20 protein-coding genes are annotated in these 20,737 nt (G+C 70.7%); 5 read left to right on the forward strand and 15 right to left on the reverse strand.

The annotated features are described in order from the left end of the window. Positions 1-188: 188 nt before the first annotated feature. Entirely contained in the window at positions 189-1,358 is a 1,170-nt protein-coding gene (locus tag CPH93_RS07685) for a 3-deoxy-7-phosphoheptulonate synthase (protein WP_096212377.1), read from the forward strand. Between the two features lie 106 nt (positions 1,359-1,464). Here CPH93_RS07685 and CPH93_RS07690 read toward each other — a convergent pair whose 3' ends face one another. Both CPH93_RS07690 and yczR read right to left on the reverse strand, forming a co-directional pair. Beyond that, on the reverse strand, positions 1,465-2,502 hold the full coding sequence (locus CPH93_RS07690; protein WP_096212378.1) for a methyltransferase: 1,038 nt from the start codon (positions 2,500-2,502) through the stop codon (positions 1,465-1,467). 738 nt (positions 2,503-3,240) lie between these two features. Further along, positions 3,241-4,767 carry a MocR-like transcription factor YczR gene (gene yczR / locus CPH93_RS07695; RefSeq protein ID WP_096212379.1) on the reverse strand — a complete coding sequence of 509 codons (1,527 nt, stop codon included), beginning with the start codon at positions 4,765-4,767 and terminating at the stop codon, positions 3,241-3,243. A gap of 294 nt (positions 4,768-5,061) precedes the next feature. On the opposite strand from yczR, the gene yczE reads away from it, so the two are divergent. Further along, the gene (gene yczE / locus CPH93_RS07700) at positions 5,062-5,658 is read left to right on the forward strand and encodes a membrane protein YczE (RefSeq protein ID WP_231977225.1); all 597 of its coding nucleotides are present in this window, start codon (positions 5,062-5,064) and stop codon (positions 5,656-5,658) included. 112 nt (positions 5,659-5,770) lie between these two features. Here yczE and CPH93_RS07705 read toward each other — a convergent pair whose 3' ends face one another. Genes CPH93_RS07705 through CPH93_RS07715 form a run of 3 tightly spaced genes read right to left on the reverse strand, consistent with a single transcriptional unit; the run spans position 5,771 to position 8,077 of the window. Next, on the reverse strand, positions 5,771-6,634 hold the full coding sequence (locus CPH93_RS07705; protein WP_093485785.1) for an ABC transporter permease: 864 nt from the start codon (positions 6,632-6,634) through the stop codon (positions 5,771-5,773). Continuing rightward, a complete protein-coding gene (locus CPH93_RS07710; RefSeq protein ID WP_096212380.1) occupies positions 6,594-7,625 on the reverse strand; it encodes an ATP-binding cassette domain-containing protein in 1,032 nt (343 codons plus the stop codon). The genes CPH93_RS07705 and CPH93_RS07710 overlap by 41 nt, the downstream gene beginning before the upstream one ends. Next, the gene (locus CPH93_RS07715) at positions 7,622-8,077 is read right to left on the reverse strand and encodes a MarR family winged helix-turn-helix transcriptional regulator (RefSeq protein ID WP_093485781.1); all 456 of its coding nucleotides are present in this window, start codon (positions 8,075-8,077) and stop codon (positions 7,622-7,624) included. Before CPH93_RS07715 ends, CPH93_RS07710 begins: the two co-directional genes overlap by 4 nt. Before the next feature lie 546 nt (positions 8,078-8,623). Here CPH93_RS07715 and CPH93_RS07720 point away from each other — a divergent pair. The 3 genes from CPH93_RS07720 (at position 8,624) to CPH93_RS07730 (ending at position 10,928) form a co-directional block, all read left to right on the forward strand. Continuing rightward, entirely contained in the window at positions 8,624-9,676 is a 1,053-nt protein-coding gene (locus tag CPH93_RS07720) for a hypothetical protein (RefSeq protein WP_096212381.1), read from the forward strand. A gap of 124 nt (positions 9,677-9,800) precedes the next feature. Then, entirely contained in the window at positions 9,801-10,334 is a 534-nt protein-coding gene (locus tag CPH93_RS07725) for a hypothetical protein (RefSeq protein ID WP_096212382.1), read from the forward strand. Between the two features lie 81 nt (positions 10,335-10,415). Further along, the gene (locus tag CPH93_RS07730; protein WP_096212383.1) at positions 10,416-10,928 is read left to right on the forward strand and encodes a DinB family protein; all 513 of its coding nucleotides are present in this window, start codon (positions 10,416-10,418) and stop codon (positions 10,926-10,928) included. 404 nt (positions 10,929-11,332) lie between these two features. On the opposite strand, the gene CPH93_RS07735 is transcribed toward CPH93_RS07730, so the two are convergent. The 10 genes from CPH93_RS07735 to CPH93_RS07780 all read right to left on the reverse strand — a co-directional run bounded on the left by CPH93_RS07735 (position 11,333) and on the right by CPH93_RS07780 (position 20,735). After that, positions 11,333-12,016, reverse strand: coding sequence for a LuxR C-terminal-related transcriptional regulator (locus CPH93_RS07735; RefSeq protein ID WP_159394978.1), 684 nt, complete (start codon positions 12,014-12,016; stop codon positions 11,333-11,335). 351 nt (positions 12,017-12,367) lie between these two features. Then, positions 12,368-12,745, reverse strand: coding sequence for a VOC family protein (locus CPH93_RS07740; protein WP_093485771.1), 378 nt, complete (start codon positions 12,743-12,745; stop codon positions 12,368-12,370). Between the two features lie 106 nt (positions 12,746-12,851). Next, positions 12,852-13,985: an MFS transporter gene (locus CPH93_RS07745; protein WP_159394979.1), complete on the reverse strand. Its 1,134-nt coding sequence runs from the start codon at positions 13,983-13,985 to the stop codon at positions 12,852-12,854. A 162-nt stretch (positions 13,986-14,147) separates the two neighbouring features. Beyond that, positions 14,148-14,927 carry an SDR family oxidoreductase gene (locus CPH93_RS07750; protein WP_096212386.1) on the reverse strand — a complete coding sequence of 260 codons (780 nt, stop codon included), beginning with the start codon at positions 14,925-14,927 and terminating at the stop codon, positions 14,148-14,150. A gap of 44 nt (positions 14,928-14,971) precedes the next feature. Beyond that, positions 14,972-15,526, reverse strand: coding sequence for a phosphoribosyltransferase (locus CPH93_RS07755; protein ID WP_096212387.1), 555 nt, complete (start codon positions 15,524-15,526; stop codon positions 14,972-14,974). Then, a complete protein-coding gene (locus CPH93_RS07760; protein ID WP_096212388.1) occupies positions 15,523-16,233 on the reverse strand; it encodes an HAD family hydrolase in 711 nt (236 codons plus the stop codon). The genes CPH93_RS07755 and CPH93_RS07760 overlap by 4 nt, the downstream gene beginning before the upstream one ends. A gap of 3 nt (positions 16,234-16,236) precedes the next feature. Continuing rightward, entirely contained in the window at positions 16,237-16,692 is a 456-nt protein-coding gene (locus CPH93_RS07765) for a nucleotide triphosphate diphosphatase NUDT15 (RefSeq protein ID WP_159032262.1), read from the reverse strand. After that, the gene (locus CPH93_RS07770; RefSeq protein ID WP_096212389.1) at positions 16,685-18,019 is read right to left on the reverse strand and encodes an NAD(P)-binding protein; all 1,335 of its coding nucleotides are present in this window, start codon (positions 18,017-18,019) and stop codon (positions 16,685-16,687) included. The genes CPH93_RS07765 and CPH93_RS07770 overlap by 8 nt, the downstream gene beginning before the upstream one ends. Positions 18,020-18,033: 14 nt before the next feature. Beyond that, the gene (locus tag CPH93_RS07775) at positions 18,034-18,837 is read right to left on the reverse strand and encodes a hypothetical protein (RefSeq protein WP_093485756.1); all 804 of its coding nucleotides are present in this window, start codon (positions 18,835-18,837) and stop codon (positions 18,034-18,036) included. A 74-nt stretch (positions 18,838-18,911) separates the two neighbouring features. Next, the gene (locus tag CPH93_RS07780; protein WP_096212390.1) at positions 18,912-20,735 is read right to left on the reverse strand and encodes a GMC family oxidoreductase; all 1,824 of its coding nucleotides are present in this window, start codon (positions 20,733-20,735) and stop codon (positions 18,912-18,914) included. Positions 20,736-20,737 lie beyond the last annotated feature (2 nt).

A 20,737-nucleotide genomic window follows, 5' to 3' on the forward strand; every position in this document is an offset into this window, starting at 1 on the left:
CGCCACCCGCCCCGCACCCGCGCGCCGGGACACCACACCATGCCCGCCGGCCCCCGGAGCAGCGCGAAGGTTCCGGCCCCGGCGGCACCACCGACACCCGCCGGCGCGGCCCTCCCCGAGGCGGCGCCGGACGCCGCCTGCCCCGTCCGGCGCCGCCTCGCCCTCATCCACCACGCACGGGAGAAACGATGGAAGACACCCTGCTCGGCATCCGGCAGAAACCTGCCCTGCAACAGCCGCATTGGGACCGCCAGGAACAGCTTGCACAGGTACGGCGGGAGCTCGCCACCCGGCCTCCGCTGGTGGGCGCCGCGGAGGTCCGCGCGCTGCGTGCCGCGCTGGCCGAGGTGGCCCTCGGCCGGGCACAGCTCGTCCAGGCCGGCGACTGCGCCGAGGACCCGGAGGAGAGCACCGCGCGGGACGTGCACCGCAAGGCCGCCCTGCTGGATCTGCTCGCCGGCACGATGAAGATGGCCGCACACCGGCCCGTCGTCCGGGTCGGCCGGCTCGCCGGACAGTTCGCCAAGCCGCGGTCACGGGCCACGGAGACCGTGGGCGGCGCGGAACTGCCCGTCTACCGCGGCCATATGGTCAACGGCCCGGAGGCCGACCCGGCCGCCCGCCGGCCCGATCCGCTGCGGATGCTGACCGGCTATATGGCCGCCAACGAGATCATGGGGCATCTGGGGTGGCAGCGCCCCGCGGGGGCGGTCCCGGAGGCTCCCGTATGGACCAGCCACGAGGCGCTGCTCCTGGACTACGAGCTTCCACAGCTCCGCCCGTGCGACGACGGCGGCCTGCTGCTGGCCTCCACCCACTTCCCCTGGATCGGCGAGCGCACCCGCCAGGTGGACGGCGCCCATGTCGCCCTGCTGTCCGAGGTCGTCAACCCCGTCGCCTGCAAGGTGGGGCCCGCGATGGCGGCGGAGGAACTGCTCGCGCTGTGCGAGGTCCTCGACCCGGACCGGGAGCCGGGCCGGCTGACCCTGATCGCCCGGATGGGCGCCGAGAACGTCGCGGACCGGCTGCCGCAGCTGGTGAAGGCCGTCCTGCACGCGGGCCACCCCGTCATCTGGGTCAGCGACCCGATGCACGGCAACACCGTTTCCGCGCCCTGCGGCCGTAAGACGCGCCATGTCCGGACCGTCGTCCAGGAGGTGCGGGCCTTTCAGCGCGCGGTGGAGTCCGTGGGCGGTGTCGCGGGCGGACTCCACCTCGAAGCCACCCCCGACGAGGTCACGGAGTGCGTGGCGGACCCGGCAGGGGTGGACCGGGTCGGCGAGGCGTACACGAGCCTGTGCGATCCGCGGCTGAACCCCTCGCAGGCCGTCTCGGTCGTCGCGGCCTGGCAGAGCTGAGCCGGCGGCGTGTTCCGGCGCCGGCCGTCGGGCCGGCGCCGACGTGATGACGGGTTCCGCGCGAGGGAATCCGGTCGGTCGGTGCCGTCCCGGCAGGCGGGCGGAGTCAGACCTTACGGCCGCAGATCGCCACGGCGTCCGGTCCGAGCAGCACCCGCTGGGTGGGCTCGAAACCCGCCTCGGTGAACCACTGTTCGTACTCCTTGGGCGTGTACACCATGCCCTCCCCGGAAGCGATGGTGTGGAAGTACGCCGAGAGATACGCGGAGCGCTCCGGGCCGGTCTCCTCGTCGTTCTGGTAGGGGGTGACCACGAACAGCCCGCCGCCCTGCGGGAGTTGACGAGAGGCCCGGGCCAGCAGGTCCCGGACGCGGTCGGCCGACCAGATTTCGAGGAAGTGGGCGAAGAGCACCGCGTCGGGTCCGGACGGGAACTCGTCGTGGAAGGCATCGAGGCTGACCGCGTCCACCCGGTCGGCCAGCCCCATGTCCGCGATCTTCTCCTCGGCGAGCGCCGCGATCGAGGGCAGATCGCCGATCGTGATCCGGAGGTGGGGCCACTTCCTCGCCAGATTCGCCGCGTTGATGGCGGTGCCGCCGCCCACGTCGAGCAGATGCCGATGGCCCGACAGATCGATCCGCTCCACGATCTCCTCGGCGACCAGCTGGCTCACCGCGCCCATCATGGTGTGGAAGGCCGATTCCAGCTCCGGGTTCTCGGCGAGCCGCCCGTAGAGCGTCGGTGCCGTTCCCGGAATTTCCCGTTGCAGGCCGACGTTCGAGTCCTGGTCGAGCGCTTCGGCGAACCAGCCGATGGCCCGGTAAATGCCCTTGCTCTCCCATGGAATATATGCCGCCGGCACCTGGTCGAGGTTTTCCGCGAGGGGGCGGGTGAGCTCGGTGTTGTGGTAGCCGTCACCGTCCTTGTGCAGAAGTCCGGTGGCGGTGCACCCGAGCAGCAGGATACGGGTGGGCTGCTCGTTCAGTCCCAGCCGCACCGCGATGTCCTTGACCGTCATCCCCGGATCCTTTTCGAGAATCGAAAAAAGGCCGAAGCGAAAGGCGGCGCTCAAGAACTGGAAGTGGTAGTGGGCCTTGATATAGGGCCGAAGTGCCGTCGAGGCGGATGCGTCGGCTCGTTGCATTGTCAAACTCCTGGGACACCAGCGGAAGTCGTGCCTCGGTCACACGACACGGGCAGGGGGGTGACGCCGGGCGGAGTGGCATATCTCCGGGCGGCGGCGGGCCCGGAGGAGCCCGTGAGCAGGCACGGGACGGGCGTCCGGCATCGCCTGCCACCGCATGTGGCCCCGCGCTCCGTGGCGGCACCAAAAGCCGGGGAAGGGGAGACCGGAGGGCGGCGCCGCAGGCCCGTATACCGGTGCCGTGACGGCCGCGCTGAACCGCGTACTGCGGCTCGGTCGCCCTCACTTATCCCTCCGGTGGCAGAGCGCGGATAACGCGAATTCTTCCCGCCTCCGGAAATTCCGGACACCGACTGACCGACGGCCCATACCCAAAGGCAAGAACGGACGAACGACGGCTGCCCCGTATTTTCCGGGAAGCCCGCGAAAGCCCGTGGCGTGACGCCGGCTCACTTCTCCGCCGACGCCGCTCCCTTCACCCTGCCAGAGAGCCGGCTAGGTGATTCCCCATATGCCAGGCGTCAGATGGCACTTCAAGAAACGCACGTTACTCTTATTCGCTATTTACCCGGGCGGAATGCTGCTCGTGTGAAGAGTCTTTCCTGCGGACGGACGGCAGCGGAATACCGGGTGACCGGATTGTTCTGGAGCCGGGAGACCGTCGGGGCAAGCCGCCCCGTGCGGTCGCGGAAGCCGCCCACGGGCCACGGGCCCGCGAGCCATGGGCCACGGCACGCGTCAGGCGACCCAGTGCGGTCGCCGGGTGGCGGACGAGTCCGGCAGGCCGTCGGCGACCGCGACGGCCATGCGGTGCACCGCTTCGCGCAGGGTGTCGGGCGTCGTGGTGTACGGGATGCGCAGGCGCTGTTCGAAGAGGCCGGGGTCGGTGGCGAAGTAGGCGCCGCCCTCGATCCGCGCCCCGTAGTCCAGGACCCGCCCGGCGAGCGCCGAGGCGAGGGGCGCACCCAGGTCGACCCACAACGACAGGCCGCCGGGGGGCAGTTGCCAGGTCCATGACGGGGCGTGCGCGGCCAGTGCCGCGGCCAGGGCGGCGCGCTGCTCGCGTAGCTGCACCAGGCGGGGAGGCAGCAGCTCCCCGGCCCGGGACAGCAGCGCCAGGGCCAGGAGCTGGTCCAGGACCGAGCCGCCCATATCGGTGGCGACCCGCTGCCCGGCGAGTTCGGTCACCAGCCGCGAGGGGGCGCGCAGCCAGCCGATGCGCAGCCCGCCCCAATGCGTTTTGCTCATCGAGCCGAGGGTGATGAGCTGGCCGGTCCCCTCGACGAGCTCTCGACCGCGCTCGGGCAGCGGACGCCCCAGGGGCGCGGCATGGGAGGCGAACGGCGGCGGGGCGGGAACGTCCAGGGCGAGGTCGGCCAGCGTCTCGTCGATGACCAGCCAGGTGCCGGAGCGCTGCGCGGCACGCAGGGTGCGCACTCGCTCCTCCTCGGGCATGAGACAACCCGTCGGATTGTGGAAGTCCGGTATCATATAGGCCAGTTGAGGCACGACCTGACGGAGGGTCGATTCGATGATCTCGATGTCCCAGCCGGTATCGGTCACCGGAACCGACACCGTGCGGAGCCGGGCACGGCGCATGGCGTCCAGCGCGTTCGGATAGGTGGGATTCTCGACCATGATCCGGTCGCCGGGGCGGCACAGCAGCCCCAGGACCAGCGTGAGTGCGTGCTGAGCGCCGGAGGTCACCAGGATCTGCTCCGGCACGGTGGCCAGGCCCCGCCGGGTGAAGCGCTCGGCGATGGCGGCGCGCAGGTCCGGAAGGCCGTAGGGGTGGTAGCCGGGGGTGTGCGCGTGCGCGCCCAGCTGCGGGGCGACCTCGGAGAGCGCCTCGGTGAGCGCCTGTTCCGGCAGCCCGGGGGCGGCCCTGGCCAGGTCGATCGCGGTGTCCTGGGGGCCGAGGAGCCGGCTGATGCCGTGCGGGGTACGGCCTTCGGGGAGGGCCGTCCAGGTGCCGGAGCCCTGCCGACTGTGCGCGTAGCCGCTCTCGCGCAGCAGGTCGTACACGGCGGTGACGGTGGTCCTGCTGGTGTGCAGGGCGGTGGCCAGCTCCCGCTCGGCGGGCAGTCTGACGTGCAACGCGATCCGCCCGTCCAGGATCAACGCGCTGATCGCCTGGGCCAGATGACGGTAAGCGGGCCGCATGCCCGCCGGGTCGGGCAGCAGGGCGGCGAGCTGCCGGCTCCCCAGCGTGCGCCCGGCGCGGTCCGCCCGGCCCGCGGGCCGGAACGGCTGCGAGTCGGCCATACCACTCCCCCGGAATTGGCCCTGCTCTCTGGGCCGATCACTGTACAGACTCGCCGCCGGTAGCTGTCAGACACATCGAGCACATCGGAGGCCACCGCCTTGGAGCCGGAAACCACGGACCGCCCACCGCGCCCCACCGGGCGCCGCAGCGGGCAACACACCACTGCACCCCCGGCATCCGTACCGCGCCCCTCACCACCGCCCCTCACCTGCCTCCCCCTCGGCGAGCAGCCGCAAAGACGCCTCCCCCAGCTGTTCCTCGGTCTCACGCTGTACGGATTCAGCCTCTCGCTCATGGTCCGGGCCTCGCTGGGCGTCAACCCCTGGAGCGTCCTCTACGAGGGCCTGGAGCACCGCACCGCCCTGAGCTTCGGCACCATCAGCGCCGTCCTCGGTGTCCTCGTGCTCCTGTTGTGGATCCCCCTCAAGCAGCGACCGACGTTCGGCACCGTCGCCAACATCGTCGTCCTGGCCTACTCCTCCGACCTCGGCCTCGCCCTCCTCCCCCAGCACCTCGGCCTCCCGGCCCGGGCCGGTCTGCTCGTCGGGGGTGTCCTCCTCAACGGTCTCTCCGTCGCCGTCTACGTCGGCGCACGCTTCGGCCCCGGCCCCCGGGACGGGCTGATGACCGGCGCGTCCACCGCAACCGGCCGCTCCCTCCGGCTCGTCCGCACGCTTGTCGAGCTCACCGTGCTCGCCGTGGGCTGGCTCCTGGGTGGGACCGTGGGTGTCGGCACCGTGTTGTACGCCCTCGCGGTCGGTCCGCTCACGCAGTTCTTTCTGCCCTGGTTCGTGTACCGGAGCGGGACGGGGTCGGGGGTCAGGGCGTCCGAGGGGGCGGATGCGGAGGCGGGGCCTCCGCATCGTCCGCAGCCCCAGGGCACGCTCTGAAGTCGAGGCCTGATGGGATGCTGTGACGCTGTTGACCTGGCTCAAGAAGCGCGGTCGAGGCAGGGGACTCCCCAGGGCGGCGGGACGCCCGGCGAACCGGACGGTACGGCGCTCAGCGCGCCAGGCGGCCCAGGAGTGACGCGGCGGCAGCGATGCCCAGGGCGGCGGCGACCGTCAGGACGGTGAAGTCCAGGGCCAGATGGGCGTGGGTGCCCAGGAGAAGGCCGCGGAGGGCATCGACCTGGTAGCTCAGCGGGTTGATCTTGCTGACCGCCTGGAGCCAGCCGGGCATGACCGACAGCGGGTAGAGGGCGTTGGAGGCGAAGAACAGCGGCATGGTGATGGCCTGGCCGACGCCCATCAGCCGGTCGCGGGTGAGCACGATCCCGGCGATCGACATGGACAGGCAGGAGAAGAAGGCCGAGCCGAGGACCACGGCGACGGCGACGGCGAGCAGCCGCAGCGGATTCCAGGTCATGGCCACACCGAGCAGCGCGGCGATCACGATCACCACGACGGCCTGGATCAGCGCCTTGACCCCGGCGGCGAAGGACTTGCCGGCGATCAGGGCGGCCCGCGGGGTCGGGGTGACCAGCAGCTTGGTGAGGATGCCGGCGTCCCGCTCCCAGATGATCATGATGCCGTAGAAGATCGCGACGAACATGGCCGACTGGGCGATGATGCCGGGCGCCAGGAAGTCGATGTACGGGGTGCCACCGGTCGGGATGGCCTTGATGTGGGTGAAGGTCTCACCGAAGATCAGGAGCCACAGGGCGGGCTGGACCGCGCGGGTGTACAGCTCGGTCCGGTCGTGGCGCAGCTTTTGCAGCTCGACCACGCACATCGCGACGACCCTGGCGGGCATTACCTGCCAGCCGGCGCGGGCGCGCGGCGGGACCAGCAGCAGATCCAGCCGGCCGGCGCCGGTGGCCGGCTCAGCCGACGCGGTGGGCGGTGCGGCGGGTGCTTCGGACATCGCGGAAGTCTCCAGACTGCTCGTCGAGGCCGCTGCCGGCGACGTCCCGGAAGACGTCCTCCAGCGTCGGTGCGGCCTCGGACGAGCGCGATGGGGCCGCTGAGGGAGAAGCAGGGGAAGCGGCCGGTGCGGGGGTGGGAGTGCCCGGGGAGGGCGAGGCCGGCGGGGCCGCTGTCCGGGCCGCGCGGCGGCGGGCGCTCAGGGCCGCCCGGAGCTCGTCCGGTGTGCCGAGGGCGCGGAGCCGGCCGTGGTGCATCAGCGCGACGCGGTCGCAGTACTGGTCGGCCTCGTCCATGTAGTGCGTGGTCACCAGGACGGTCATGCCGGTGGCGGCCCGTACCGCGTTGATGTGTTCCCAGACGCTGGTGCGGGCGATCGGGTCGAGGCCGATCGTCGGCTCGTCGAGCATCAGCAGACGGGGCGCGCTGACCAGCGCCTGGGCGAGTTCGAGGCGGCGGACCATCCCGCCGGAGTACGTGTTGGCGAGCCGGCCCGCCGCATCGGTGAGGCCGACCGCCGCCAGCGCCTGGGTGACGCGTGCCGCCCGCTCTCGGCGCGGGACGTCGAAGACCCGGGCGAAGAGCGCGACGTTCTCGCGGCCGGTCAGCCCGGCGTCCGCGGACAGCTGCTGCGGTACGTACCCCAGCAGCCGGCGCACCGCCATCCGCTCCTTGGCCGCGTCGTGCCCGAAGACCCGCACCATGCCGGCCGGGACGGGCAGCAGGGTGGTGATGCAGCGGATCGCGGTGGTCTTTCCCGCGCCGTTCGGTCCGAGCAGCCCGAAGACCTCGCCGGGGCGGACGGACAGGTCGACGCCGTCCACGGCTCTGGTCTCACCGAAGGCATAGCGCAGACCGCGGCAGGTCACCGCGTCGGGAGGGGACGTGGACCGGCCGGGGGCGTCCGGGGCCGGGGCGCGGTGCGCGAAGGGCGCGCGCTCCGGCCCCGAACCCGTCAGCCGCCCCGGCCGTCCGTCGTCGTCGGTGGTCATGTGCCCTCCGCCTCCTCGTGCAGGTTGTGGGCGAGGAGGCGCAGCGCCGGGAGGGCCGCGGCCAGCGCCGCCCGGTCGGCTTCCGGCAGGCGCGCGAGCTGCTCGCTCACCAGAGCGCTGCGGCGGGTCTCCCAGTCACGCAGCCGCGACCGGGCCTCGGGGGTGGGGTAGAGCAGGGCCGAGCGGCGGTCCTCGGGTGCGGTCTCCCGGCGCAGAAACCCGGCCCGGCTGAGCTGATTGACCAGGGTGGAGACCGAATTCCCGGCGAGACAGAGCTCCCTGGCCGCGGCCGACACCCGTATCCCGGGCCGCTCCGCGACCAGCCGCAGCAGCTCCACCTCGGCGCCGCGCAGCGGTGGGACGGTCAGCCCGGCCCGCAGCCGGCGCCGGATCAGCCGCTGGACACCGGCCAGCACCTCGGCGAGCGAGTCGGGGAACTCCCCTGCAGCCATGCCCCAATTTTAGCTCTGAGTGAGAGGTAGTGGCCGGGGCGCACGCGGGACTGGGCCTTGGACGGCCCGAACGGCCCAGCGGGGGTTCCGGCTGCCACCGGGGCCCCGGTGACCTGCCCGGATGGACGGTGCGCCACCCGGCGGGCGTCTTTGGACGGGGTGCCCTGGGGGCGCGACGCCGCCCCGGCTGACGGTCCTGGCGGGACGACGCCGCCCCGTCCCCCGGCGCAGCCGCCGTCGGTCGGCCATGGAGGCGGCGGAGCCGGTGTTCCCGCCGCTCCGGCATCCGCCGACGGCCGCACCGCACCCGCCACTGGGACGTCGCGCCGTACGGCCACCCACGGAAGAAGATCACTCACCCTGCGGGGCCGGGGACTCGGCAGACCCCCAGGTGACCGGCGCACGGCTGCGGAAGCCCGAAATCCGCAGAATCAGCGCTCAACTACCGCCCACGCAAACGGCCTTGACAGCCCCTTCTGGGCGGAGAAGCCTGGTTCTTCCGGCGGTTGCCGGAAGTCGGGGGATACCGGGGGAATCGGGGGACTCATGAGAACGTACACGTCTGCGCGCGCGACGGGCGGGGCACCGTCGGACAGGCACGGGAGACCGGCGCACGACCAGGACCGCAGCGCACCCGCACCGCTGCCGCGGCAGGGTCGCCGGCTGCGCACGACACACCGGGCGGCGAGCTTCGCCGCGGCGGCCCTCGCCCTCTCGCTGCCGCTGTCGGCCTGTTCCTCGGACGGCGCGGGCGGGGCCTCGGCGGCCGACAGCTCGGCTCCGTCCCCCAGCCAGACACCGACCGTCGACCGCGCCGCCTACCGCCACACGCTGACCGGCGCCCTCGGACCGCTCAACAACGCACTGCGCACCGTGGACAGCGCCCACGAGGGCAGCGCGCTGAACACCGCACTGAACACGGCGTCGTCCCGCGCCGATGCGGCCGCGGACACCCTCCAGATGACCGCGACACCGGACGACGCCTCGCCCGGAAACAGCCAACTCGTCTCCGCCTTACGGGCGTTGGGGCAGGACCTCAAGAGCGCCGGCAGCGCCGGCGGCGGCCGCTGCGCCACCTCCCCCCGCGTCGCCCTCGGCAGCGCGCAGAGCCCGCAGAGCGTCCAGGCCGCCGGGCGTGCGCTCACCGCCCTCGGCTACGACACGACCCTGCACCTGCCGCGTACGGAACCGGCCCAGCACCGGCGGCTCACCAACGGCACCCTCGTCCGCGACGGCAGCCGGGGCGGTCTGGGTCGGCTGACCGTCAAGAACGGCACGGCCCGCGATGCGGTGGTGACCTTGACCCGCGGGAAGCGCACCGCGTTCTCGCTGTATGTGCGCCACGGGTCGAACGCGACCGTACGGAGCGTCAACAGCGGCTCGTACACGGTGTACTTCACCACCGGCGAGGACTGGAACGGCCCGAAGAGCTCCTTCACCCGTGAGTGCAGCTTCGAGAAGTTCGACGACCACGCGAACTTCAAGACGGTGCGGGTGACCGGCGGGACGCAGTACACGGTGCTGACCTTCACCCTGAACAAGGTCTTCGGCGGCAATGCGCGCACGAGCACGGTGCCGGCGGCCGAATTCCCGTCGTAGCGGCCCGTAGTGGCGTGCCCGTCGTAGGGGCGGAACCGGAGGCCGTCGGTTCACCGTCGCCGGCCCGCGGACAGCCGCGGGCCGGCGACCGGGGTTCCGCCACGGCTCGGTATCGTGACTCCACGTGGGCGACAGCACGGTGTGGACTCTGGCGATCGCGGCGGTGACCGGCGGTACGGCGGTGCTCGCCAGCTGGGTGACCGGCCGCGGCAGCACCCAGGCCGCCAGGATCCAGGCCGAGACCGCCGCCCGTTCCCAACGGGCCGAGCGGCTGCGGGAGAGCCGGCGCACGGCCTACCTGGATCTCATCGAACAGACCCACCACATCGGCGAGTTGTTCTGGGAGATCTCCGCCGCGCTGCGGCTGCCCGGTTCCCCGGACCGTAGCGCCGCCCTCGGCGAGCTGCGGGAGCGGGAGGTCGCCGAGTACGCCAAGATCCGGCGCTGCGCGCGCGTCGTCGACCTGGAGGGCCCGCCCGCGGCGGCCGCCGCGGCGCTCGCCCTCCAACGGGCAACCCGCCCCTTCTATGCGGCCATGACGGCAGACCTGTCCGACGAGGCCGACGGCCGCCATGACTTCGATGCCGCCTTCCGCCCGTTCTGGGCAGCACTGGAGGACTTCGTGGAGGCGGCGCGCGCGGCCCATCAGCAGGAGTGAGCACGAAGCCCGTCCGGGAACCCCCGCTCCCCTGCCCGCGCCCCCAGGGCATTGTCAGACCCCCGTGCCACGATGACGAACATGAGCACTCCCGAACGCGTCATGCCGCCTCTGGACGCCGATGAACGGACGTCCTTGGAGAGTTGGCTGGACTTCTACCGCAGCACCCTCGCCCAGAAATGCGCCGGCCTGGAGGAGCACCAGCTCCGCGAGGTGTCGGTGGCGCCCTCACCCATCACCCTGCTCGGCCTCGTACAACACATGGCCGAGGTCGAACGGAACTGGTTCCGCCGGATCCTGGCGCAGGAGGACGCCCCACCGATATTCGAGAACGGTGCCGGGCCCGGGACCCACGACGGCGGTTTCGACCTCGCCGAGGGAGCCACGTACGAAATGGCGCTGGCTGTCTGGCAGGCCGAGATCGCTCGCGCCCGGGCGCACTGTGCCGCCCACTCCCTCGACGACACCAGCCCCTTCATGGGCGGCCAGGTCACCCTGCGCTGGATCTACACCCACATGATCGCCGAATACGCCCGCCACTGCGGCCACGCCGACTTCCTCCGCGAGCGCCTCGACGGCCTGACGGGCGTCTAGTGCTGTGACCACCTAGCACCAACCACGCAGCAAGCAAGCACCACGAAGCCCCCTGGTAGCCCGACCAACGAGACGTGTGCAGCGTCGGCGAGCGCGCGGTCAGAACCAGTGCAGGCAGTGCGGGGAGCGCTCCGCGCGGAACCGAGTAGCTGGCGTACCCGTCCGGGAGCAGCGATGACGACTCCACCGGCCTGGGCGTGCGCGGTAAGTGCAGCGCCACGCGCACCGCAAAGCCGACGCCCCCGAACGGTAAAGGCCCTCGCCGTCCGGGGCAGCGTCACGCACACACCATCAACCGCTCCGCATTCCCTCACACGTCAGCACGGAATTCACGCTCCGTCGAGAACTTCAACAAGGGCGGTACGGAAAGAAGTTCAACAAGAAAACGCCAGGCTCCGATGGCGTCACGCTGAGCGGGGCTGCGCACCCTCCGTCCCACCGAAACCGGCCTTGAGAGCCGCGACAATGGCTTCGGAGCGGTGGGAGACGCCCAACTTCCCCATGACATTGGCGACGTAGTTGCGCACCGTCTTATCGCTCAGGAAGAGGCGGTCCGCGATTTGCCGGTTGCTGGCGCCGGCCGCAATCAATTCGACGACATCCAGCTCCCGCGGGGTCAGATGCCCCACGGTGCGGTCGGCCGCCACGTGGCAGTCCCCGGCCGACGGCCGCCGCTCGTAGTCGGCAACGACCTGGTCCACGAGCGGCTTGCTGACCACGACCCCGCCCGCTGCCACGATATGGATCGCGTGCAGGATCTCGTCCACGGCCGCGGTCTTCAGGACATAGCCGCGGGCTCCGGCGGCGAGCGCCGAGAGGAGGCGGTCGCCGTCCGCATGTGCCCCCACCAAGAGCACTCGGGCACAGCTTTCTTCGCCGTAGGCGCTCCTGATGAGTTCACTTTCCGTCATCTCGGGCAGATCGCCGTCGACGATGACCACATCCGGTACGGCGCTTCCGTCGACCGAGGCCCAGCCTTCGTCGAAGGAGTCGGCCTCACCGACGAGTTCGATGTCCGCACTGTTCAGAATCGAGGTACGAAGCCCGATACGGAAGAAAGGGTGACTGTCTATCACCAGCACACGCACGGGACATAACTCACCAGATGCTCGCTTTACTACGGACAACATGCATTCCCCCATTCACGACGCATTCACGACGCATTCATGCCAGAGCGTGTGGCCTTGACAAGGATGGCCAGGTCACGCGGTGGAGAGGACAGTTTATCCGCAGCGCGCAAGAGGCACCCGAGGTAATGGATCAGAACGCGCCAAGGACGCCGTGCTCCAGAATGCGGGGAAGGCAAAGAAGAACCGTCGGATGGGGGCGGGGTGATGCCGTCGAAGCACCCCGCTGGGAAGTTTCTTTGTTTACCATTCAGGCATGCGGAAGGCGCGGGGGCGGGTCCATCGATTCCGCCCCCGCGCACACGCTGTGGGTCAGTCCGTCAGCCTGTCGTACAGCACATAGGTGTTGCCGTCCTGGTCGGCGAACTCCCCCATCCACGAGCCCCAGGACTGTTCGGCCGGAAATTCGGTGAAGCGCACACCCCGCGCGATCAGTTCCTCGGCGGTGGCGCGCACGTCGGTGCTGCCGAACTGGATGCCGGTGTCCACGCCCGCGCGATGCTCGTCATCGGCGGGCCGCAGGCTTAAGGACAGGCTGTCGCCGGGAGGGGCGACGGTCACCCAGCGGTCCTTTTCCCCGAAGGGGTGGTCGGCGCGCTTTTCCATCCCGAGGGACTCGGTGTAGAAGCTGATCGCCGACTCGACATCGGTGACGTAGACCTTCACCGACTGCGTGCGTTCCAGTGCCATCGTCGTGCTCCAAACAGTGCGAAGGGGCAGGTGCGGATTGTTGGTGCGGGTGGTGGTTTCCGGTGGCCGGGCCGGGCCTAGGCAGGGCCAGGCCGGTGGGCCGGGCCTAGGCGGGCGCCGGGTCGGTGGGCCCGTCCGCGGCGGCCGGCGCGCGGACCTTCAACAGGCTGAGCAGCAGCGCGACGGCGGCGAACGCCGCTCCGGCCGGACCCAGCCAGGCCGGCAGTTCGAGGTCCAGCAGTCGCGCGCCGACCACGGAACCGACGGCGGTCCCGGCGTAGATCGCCGCCTCCACCCAGCCCAGCGCCACCGCGGGGGCGTCCGGCACCAGCGACATGAGCCGGTGCTGCTGGGGGACCGTGACCAGCCACCCCGAGGCGGACCAGACCGGGACCAGCACCACCATGGCGAGCAGACTGTGCCGGCCGACCAGCATCAGCGCCGCGATCAGGCCGTTGATCAGCAGCCCGACCCGCAGCACCGCCAGCGGCCGGAACCGGTCCGTGAGCCGGCCGGCCAGCGCGTTGCCGGCCACCCCCGCGACGCCGTAGAGCAGAAGCAGCAGGGGGAACTGGGCCTCGGTGACGCCCGGCGAGGACGCGGCCGGCAAGTAGGTGTAGATCGTGAAGATCGCCGCCAGTTGGCCGACCGTGACGCCGAGCACCGGCAGCATCCCGGGACGGGCCAGCACCGCGAACCGTGCCTTGGCCTTGGCGCCGCCCAGGGGCTGGGCCGGCACCCGGGCCGCGCCCGCGCAGGCCACCAGCCCGAACGCGGCGACCAGCCAGAGGGTGGCCCGCCACCCGAGCCAGTCACCGACGAGCGCGCCGAGCGGCGCGCCGAGCACGGTGGACACGGTCAGGCCGCCGGTGACCATCGCCAGGGCGCGCCCCCGCCGCTCGGGGCTCACCATGCCGCTCGCCGCCGCACCCGCGGTGGCGATGTAGGTCGCCGCGCCGGCCGCCGCGATGACGCGGCCCGCCGCCACGACCGCCAAGGCGGGGCCCACCGCCTGCAGCACCATGCCGACGGTGAACACCAGCTGGGACAGCACCAGGATGCGCCGCTGGCCCCAGCCCGCGGTCAGTGCCGTCAGCAGGGGGGCCGCGATCGCGTAGCTGACCGCGAACACCGTCACCAGCAGCCCGGCCGACGGGACCGAGGTATGCAGATCACGTGCAATCGACGGCAGCAGCCCGGCGATGACGAACGCATCCGTCCCGATGGCGAACGTGCCCACGGCGAGTAGTAACGGCGCGCCGCCGAGGCGCCCCGACTGCTCCGCGACCGCCGTGTCACTTCGATCACGGAGTCGACTTTCGGATGACAAAGGGATGCCTCTCTCTCCATGAGTGGGGTCTTGGGGAGTGTGTTCTCCTGAGTGGGGATCAGGACGGGTCGGTTATACCTGGGTCGTCGGGCCGACCACGATCTGCGAATAGTTCACATGGCTTGGTTGGCACGTCGTGAAGGCGACGGCCTCCGCGATGTCCGCCGGAGCGAGTACGGGCATGCTGCGGGTGAGGCCCGTCAGGAGTTCGTACGACTCCGGATGCGTGATGTGCTCTGTCAACTCAGTTTTGACCAGGCCGGGTTCGATATTTGTGACGCGTACCTGCCGAAGTCCGAGCTCGGTGCGCAGTGTGTGCGAGAGGTGAGTGACGGCTGCTTTGGTCGCGCAGTAAACGGCGAAATTCGGGAAACCCCGGTGCGCGGCATCGGACGAGATATTGACCAAATCAGCCTGGTCACCACGCTCAGCTGCGGCAATCAGATCCGGCACGAAGGCCCGGATGACCCGGAGCGCGCCGGCGAGGTTGAGGTCGATCATCCGGGACCACTCGTCCTGGTGCCCCTCGGTGACCGGCGAGGGCAGCATGACGCCGGCGTTGTTCACCACGAGGTCCACCTGCCCCAGGTCGGCCGCGATCCGTTCGGCGGCCCCGGCCACCGAGTCCGGATCGGTCAGGTCGGCCACGGCCACGACGGCCCGGCCCCCGTCCGCGGCGATCTGCCCGGCCAGGGCGGCCAGTTGCTCCTCCCGCCGTGCGAGGAGCGCCACGCGCGCTCCCCGCACGGCCAGCAGGCGGGCGGTGGCCGCGCCGATTCCCGAGGAGGCGCCGGTGACGACGGCGGTACGTCCCTGTAAGGGGAGAGTGTTGTCGGTCTTGGGCTGCGCCACAGTGATCCTCCTGAGGGTCGGGCGCCGGGTGAGGACGTGAGCAACTACGCGGCGATGGCCGGTAGTTGGTACTCATAAATGTCGGGGAGATTGCGGTGCCGGTCGGCGTAGTCGATGCCGTAGCCGGCGACCCAGGTGGCGGACGGCACCTCGAATCCGACATAGCGGGGTACCGGCCGGTTCTCGATCTGGTCTTCCTTGTGCATCCGCATGAGCACACAGCTCTCGACGGACGCCGGGCCGAAGGCCGCGAGGTGGTCGCGCAGCCAGGCCAGCGTCACTCCGGAGTCGATCAGATCCTCGACGAGGAGCACATGCCGGCCGCGCAGATCGGCGTCCAGATCGACGCCCTTGCGCCGGACCTCCCCGGCGACCGCACCGTCCGCGTACGTGGACAGTCGGATCCACTCCAGCGATACGGGGAGCCGGACGGCCCGCGCGAGGTCCGCCGCGAACATCGCGCCGCCTTTGAGCACCCCGATGAGCGTCAGCTCCTTGTCGGCGTAGTCACTGGTGATGTGCGCGCCCAGCTCCTGCACACGGGAGCGGATCTGGGCCGAGGTGAACAGGACGTCACCGAGCTTGCCGTCGGTCTTCATGTGGGGTCTCCAAGTCGGTCGGGCACGGCGGCGTGGGGCCGCTGTTCCCGTCGGTCGGCCGGCACGGGGACCGACGGAAGCCGGCCCAGGGTCCGACGCACCTCGGCATAGGGGACCCGCAGATCACGTCCGACGTAGTCGACGGTGGCGTGTGCCCGCAGGGGCGCGGTCGCGTTGACGGCGACGGTGTGCCGGGCGACCTGGAACAGCGGCAGGTCGGAGTGGGAATCGCCGTAGGCGACGACCTCCTCCCCCACCCCGAGGCGCTGTTGCAGTGCCGCGCACAGCCGCGGCTTGTCCGCCGGGGTCAGGATGCCGTCCTCCGCCAGGGGCCGGCGAAACGGCGGTGGCGGGAAGGCGGAGGCGAAGACCTCCATGCCCCACCGCGCGAAGTGCTGCGCGAAGAAGTCCGGCGACATGGTGATCAGCACGGCGTGCTCACCGCGTTCCGCGATGTCGGACAGCACCTCGCGGATGCCCGTGAGTTTGGGAGCCGCGTCGAAGACCTCGGCCACCACCTCGGCGGTCAGCTCCGGCATGAGCGCCAGCAGGGCACGGGCGAAGTCCAGGGTGCTGCCGCCGGCCGCGAAGGACGCCTCCAGGTCGTGCAGCCGGCGCTCACAGCCGAAGTGCCGGGCGAGCTCCAGGGAGGCCGTGGTACCGGGGAGCAAGGTGCCGTCCATGTCGAAGACGTGGAGTACGGACATCCGTCATTCCCCGACCCGGCCCAGGCGGTACGCGTGGCAGTCCGAAGGCTGTGCACCGGCGCGTACCGCGAGCAGTTGACGGCTGGCGGGGAACAGCTCTGCGGGCATGGCGTCCGCGGCGAACCATTCCCACCGGCTGAAGTTGTGCGGCTCGGTGACGACCGCGCGCCGGTCGCCGGCAGCCGCCTGGACTCCCGCGGTCAGCCAGGCCGTGCCGTGCACGTCCCCCAGCAGCAGGGCGAACGGGGCGAACTGCTGCGGGGCGAGGTCGATCCCGGTCTCCTCGTGGAGCTCCCGGCGGGCCGCCCGGTCGAACGACTCCCCAAGCTCCACCCGGCCGCCGGGCAGGCACCACGACTCCGGCTCTCCGGCCTTGATCCGTCTGCCCAGCAGGATCTCCCCGGCGGTGTTGCACACCACCACCCCGACTCCGAGCTTCGGCCCCACGTCGCTAGGCACCGACCGTCTCCTTGCTGACATCGAGTTCGTGCACCAGCGCGCTCGCCGCGTACCAGCCGCTGATCATCGCGGCGACGATGCCGCGGAACAGCCCGCAGGCGTCACCGGCCACGTACATCGGCCACTCGGCCATCCGCAGATCGCCGTTGACCTTCGGATACCAGCCGACGCCCTCCAGGGTCGGGCCGATCAGCTCGGTCCGCTCGCCCGCGACGCCGGGGAACTTCTCCGCGAGCCGCTCGAGGCCTTCCCGCATCAGGGCGCTCACTTCCACGCCGTAGGCCCGGTGCAGCGCCTCGGACGCCTCGGGGCGGCCGCCGAGGAATTCCTTCAGCGGCACCCGGAACCACGAGGCGGAGTCCGACAGGGCCGCCTCGATGTGCGGCATGGCGCGCCGGGCGATGTCCTCATCCAGGACCCGGGTGTTGAAACCTATGTTGGACCGGCCGCTCGGCGGGCAGTCCGCCCGCCCGGACACCGTCCACATGCCCGAGGTCTCGGTCAGGACGGCCTCGCCCTGCCGGCAGGCGCAGAAGGTGCGCCACTCGACGGCACCGTCCTCGCGACGCAGCCGCAGCTTGGGATCGAGCTGCTTCATCCCGGCGAAGAACGACTCCTCGGCGGGCTGCTCGATGCGGAAGCCGACCTCCAGCCGGCGCCAGGAACGCTCCTGCACCCGGTCGACGAGTCCCAGCGGGCCGAACCGCCCGGTGGCGACGAGCACCCGCCGCGCACGGATGCGCTGGTCCCCGTCGGGGCCGGCCAGGTCCACCAGGAAGGTTCCCTCGCGGTGGTGGTATTCGAGGCCGGCGACCCGGGTGCGGGGCAGGACGTCGACCTCCAGTTTGTCCACGAGCCCCTGTGTCAGCTCCAGCCGTGCCGGCAAGGAGAGGTAGTCGCTCGGATATTCCTTGAGCACCCACTCCCCCGAGCCGATGGAGTAGGCACTCGGGTCGTCCGGGAACGGTGGGGTGTCGAGGCCGGCCGCGCCCAGGACCTCACACGTCCAGTCGAAACCGGCCCGCAGATCCGGGTAGCGGCGTAAGGACCATAACTCGCTGGCGGAGGGGAAGAAGGAGAACTTTCCGTCGGAGAACAGGCCGGCGCCGCCGTACCCCTGGCTCATTTCCTCGGGGGCGTCCCGGTCGCGGTCGGTCACCGGCTTTCCGGCGTCCACCAGGAGGGTCGAATAGCGTTCTGCGCTGAGGCGGTTCGCGGCTGCCAGCCCCGCCGGACCGGCGCCGACGACGAGTATGTCGACAGCGATCCCGTCATTCCCCTGACCGTCCCCCGGGAGGGGCGTACCTGAAGTGCTGTGTGCGGGCATTCCGATTTCCTCTTTCAGACGTAGTAAGCGCGGCTCTGTACCGCTGCCGGGGCCGACCGGAAGGTGAAGACGGATGCCGGTTCGGCATCCTCCAGCATTTCCTGCATGTCCGTGCCCATCGGATGGCTGCTCTCACCGAAGGTGAGCCGGACCCGGTCGGCCCGGCCGAGGCCGAGAAGATGGACATTCAGCGGGGAGAGGATGTTCCAGCGGGCGCCGATCGGCACCCCGTCGACCACTCCGTACTCCGTGACCGGGGAAAAGCTGGCCGGAATCGGGGTGAGGCCGCTCAGGTCGACGACGCAGGTGAAAATGGCCGCTTCGGCGGCCTCGGGGTCGTGGCACCGGAACATCCAGGTCTCCGGACCCGGGGCGTTCGGCGTGGGAAGTTCCGTGGTGAAGGTGGTGCGGAATTTCGGCTCGCCGAAGAGGGTTTCCCCGGCGGCGATGGCGAGTTCGTTGTCGCACGGTACGTGCAGCCGGAAGTTCCCCAGGTGCCGGCTCTGCTCGTCACCCAGCGCATACTGCTCGAAGGTGACGTCGGGCACCTGGCCGCGGCGGGAATCGGGGTGGCAGATGACGTTGTACTCCACCTCCTGCGTGATCGAGGCGCCTTGCCGGAACTGCCCCACGTAGAGCTGGTAGTTGAAGGAGACGCAGGCGGCGCCGTCGAATGCGGCCGGCGTGAAGCCGGTGCCTTCCAGTCGCTTCGCACAACGGTCGTAGTCCACCAGGTAGTTCACCCCGCAGTTCAGCAGGGCACTGTAATAAAAGGGCAGGGAGAGACCTTCCGGTATCTCCGGGAACGGCGTGGTCATGACGATGCTGCTCCTTCGCTCGGGGAGGGTCGCAAAAGACCCGGGGAACGGCCGCGGGGGTGTGACGATTCAGATCACAGCGACCGGATGATTTCATCGGCGGTGCGATACGCCATGGCAGCCATGGTCAGCGTCGGATTGGCCGCGCCCATGGTGGGCATCGAGCCGCAGCCGACGATGAAGAGATTGGGGTGGTCCCAGGAACGCTGCCGGTCGTCCACCACGGAATTGTGCTTGCTGGTGCCCATGATGTGCGTTCCCGCGCCATGCCCGGCACCGAAGTACGTGAACTCCTCGGCACCGTGGCGCACATGCGTTGGAAGTGCGGAGTTCACCTCGGAGTGGTCCTCCGCACCGACGGCGTCGAAAATCCACCGGGAAAGCTCACGGGCCTCCGACATTCCGGCACGGACATAGTCATCCACGTCGTAGTGAATGACCGGGCGGAAGTTGCCCATTTGATCCCGGTGGGCCGGATCGATGGTGACGCGGTTGGACTCGCTCGGCATCTGATCGAGCATGAACTGGAGCTGGAACTGTCGCGGCAGCTCGCGGGCCAGCCGGGCGCGCAGATCGCGGCCGAACAGCCCGAGTTCGTCCATCAGCGGCGCCAGATGACCGGCGGGTGCGCCGGAGGACCAGGCCCACCCCCAGTTGCCGATCTCCACCCGGTAGCCGGCGCGCCGCGCGCGGGCCGGCCCGGTGCGGAACACCTCGATGCCGGAGGTGACGCCCGGCCCGCGGAAGGCCCCGACCGGATCGGCGGCGAGCGCCCTGGTGATCAGGGTGGGGTGGTCCATGAGGTTCTTGCCGACCAGGCCGCTGGAGCTCTCGATGCCCGAGGCCAGCAGCAGCTTGGCGTTCTCGATGGCGTGCGCGGCCAGCACTACGATGTCCGCGGTGACCAGGTGGGTGGTGTGCTCCGGCGAGCCGGAGTCCTGATAGCGCTGGTACTTCACCCCGGTGATCCGGCCCGAGGCGGGGTCGACCAGCAGCTCGCTCACGACTGCTCGGGTCAGCACGGTGGTGTGGGACAGGTCCGCCGTGTCCAGCGTCTTCAGGGCCGTGTACTTCGCCTGGCTCGGGCAGATCGGCATACAGCTGGCGCTGCCCACACATCGCAGCCCCTGCTCCGGATCGCCCGCCGCGCCCACCGGCCGATAGCCGCGCCCGCCGTCGTATGCGGGGTTGGGCACGCTGTTGCGCGCCTGCGGCATGGAGCGCACATGGAGCGTGTACTCCTGCCCGCCAAGGCTGAGCGCCTTGCCGTTCAGCTGCTGCGCCATGACCCGGTCGAGGTGGCTGGGCGGGATGCGGTACATCGGATAGGCGTAGTCCTCGGGGAACCACATACCGCCGTACGCCTGCTCACCGGCGTTGGCCGACACGCCCATTTCCCGCTCGGCACGGGCGTAGTACGGCACCAGCTCGTCATAGCCCAGGGGCCAGTCCAGGCCCTGGCCGAACAGCGTTCTGGTCCGGAAGTCCTCAGGGGGCATCCGCAGACAGGTGCCGAGCCAGTACATCGAGGCACCGCCTTGGACCCGCGCATAGTCACTGGCGTACGGCCGCGGCCCGCGCTGGACGAAATACCCGGGAGCGCCGTTGGGGCCGGCGGCGAGGTCGCCGACATCGGGGTAGGGCGCGTTCGGATTACGGCGATAGGCCGAGTTGAGGGTCTTCACGGGCGCGCTGTGGAAGGCGCGTACCGCGTCCCGGTAGCCGTCCGTCGTGCTCGCTTCGTTCGTGCCGGCCTCCAGCACCAGCACGCGTTTGCGGTGCGCGCCCAGCGCCTTGGCCAGGATCGCGCCGTTGATGCCGCTCCCGACGATGACCACGTCGTGGTGGTCCGCCCGCTCGTTTCCGGCAACTCCGCGGCTGCTCACAGTGTCCTCCATGC

Origin of the sequence: Streptomyces sp. 2323.1 (assembly GCF_900221035.1) — a bacterium.
In the GTDB taxonomy this organism is placed as follows: Bacteria; Actinomycetota; Actinomycetes; order Streptomycetales; family Streptomycetaceae; genus Streptomyces; species Streptomyces sioyaensis.

Coding starts and splice junctions, on each gene's coding strand:
- CPH93_RS07775 (WP_093485756.1), bottom strand. CDS start 18,837: ATGACCACGCCGTTCCCGGAGATACCGGAAGGTCTCTCCCTGCCCTTT.
- CPH93_RS07760 (WP_096212388.1), bottom strand. CDS start 16,233: ATGTCCGTACTCCACGTCTTCGACATGGACGGCACCTTGCTCCCCGGT.
- CPH93_RS07730 (WP_096212383.1), top strand. CDS start 10,416: ATGAGCACTCCCGAACGCGTCATGCCGCCTCTGGACGCCGATGAACGG.
- CPH93_RS07770 (WP_096212389.1), bottom strand. CDS start 18,019: ATGCCCGCACACAGCACTTCAGGTACGCCCCTCCCGGGGGACGGTCAG.
- CPH93_RS07780 (WP_096212390.1), bottom strand. CDS start 20,735: ATGGAGGACACTGTGAGCAGCCGCGGAGTTGCCGGAAACGAGCGGGCG.
- yczR (WP_096212379.1), bottom strand. CDS start 4,767: ATGGCCGACTCGCAGCCGTTCCGGCCCGCGGGCCGGGCGGACCGCGCC.
- CPH93_RS07755 (WP_096212387.1), bottom strand. CDS start 15,526: ATGAAGACCGACGGCAAGCTCGGTGACGTCCTGTTCACCTCGGCCCAG.
- CPH93_RS07715 (WP_093485781.1), bottom strand. CDS start 8,077: ATGGCTGCAGGGGAGTTCCCCGACTCGCTCGCCGAGGTGCTGGCCGGT.
- CPH93_RS07740 (WP_093485771.1), bottom strand. CDS start 12,745: ATGGCACTGGAACGCACGCAGTCGGTGAAGGTCTACGTCACCGATGTC.
- CPH93_RS07685 (WP_096212377.1), top strand. CDS start 189: ATGGAAGACACCCTGCTCGGCATCCGGCAGAAACCTGCCCTGCAACAG.
- CPH93_RS07705 (WP_093485785.1), bottom strand. CDS start 6,634: ATGTCCGAAGCACCCGCCGCACCGCCCACCGCGTCGGCTGAGCCGGCC.
- yczE (WP_231977225.1), top strand. CDS start 5,062: ATGGTCCGGGCCTCGCTGGGCGTCAACCCCTGGAGCGTCCTCTACGAG.
- CPH93_RS07690 (WP_096212378.1), bottom strand. CDS start 2,502: ATGCAACGAGCCGACGCATCCGCCTCGACGGCACTTCGGCCCTATATC.
- CPH93_RS07720 (WP_096212381.1), top strand. CDS start 8,624: ATGAGAACGTACACGTCTGCGCGCGCGACGGGCGGGGCACCGTCGGAC.
- CPH93_RS07710 (WP_096212380.1), bottom strand. CDS start 7,625: ATGACCACCGACGACGACGGACGGCCGGGGCGGCTGACGGGTTCGGGG.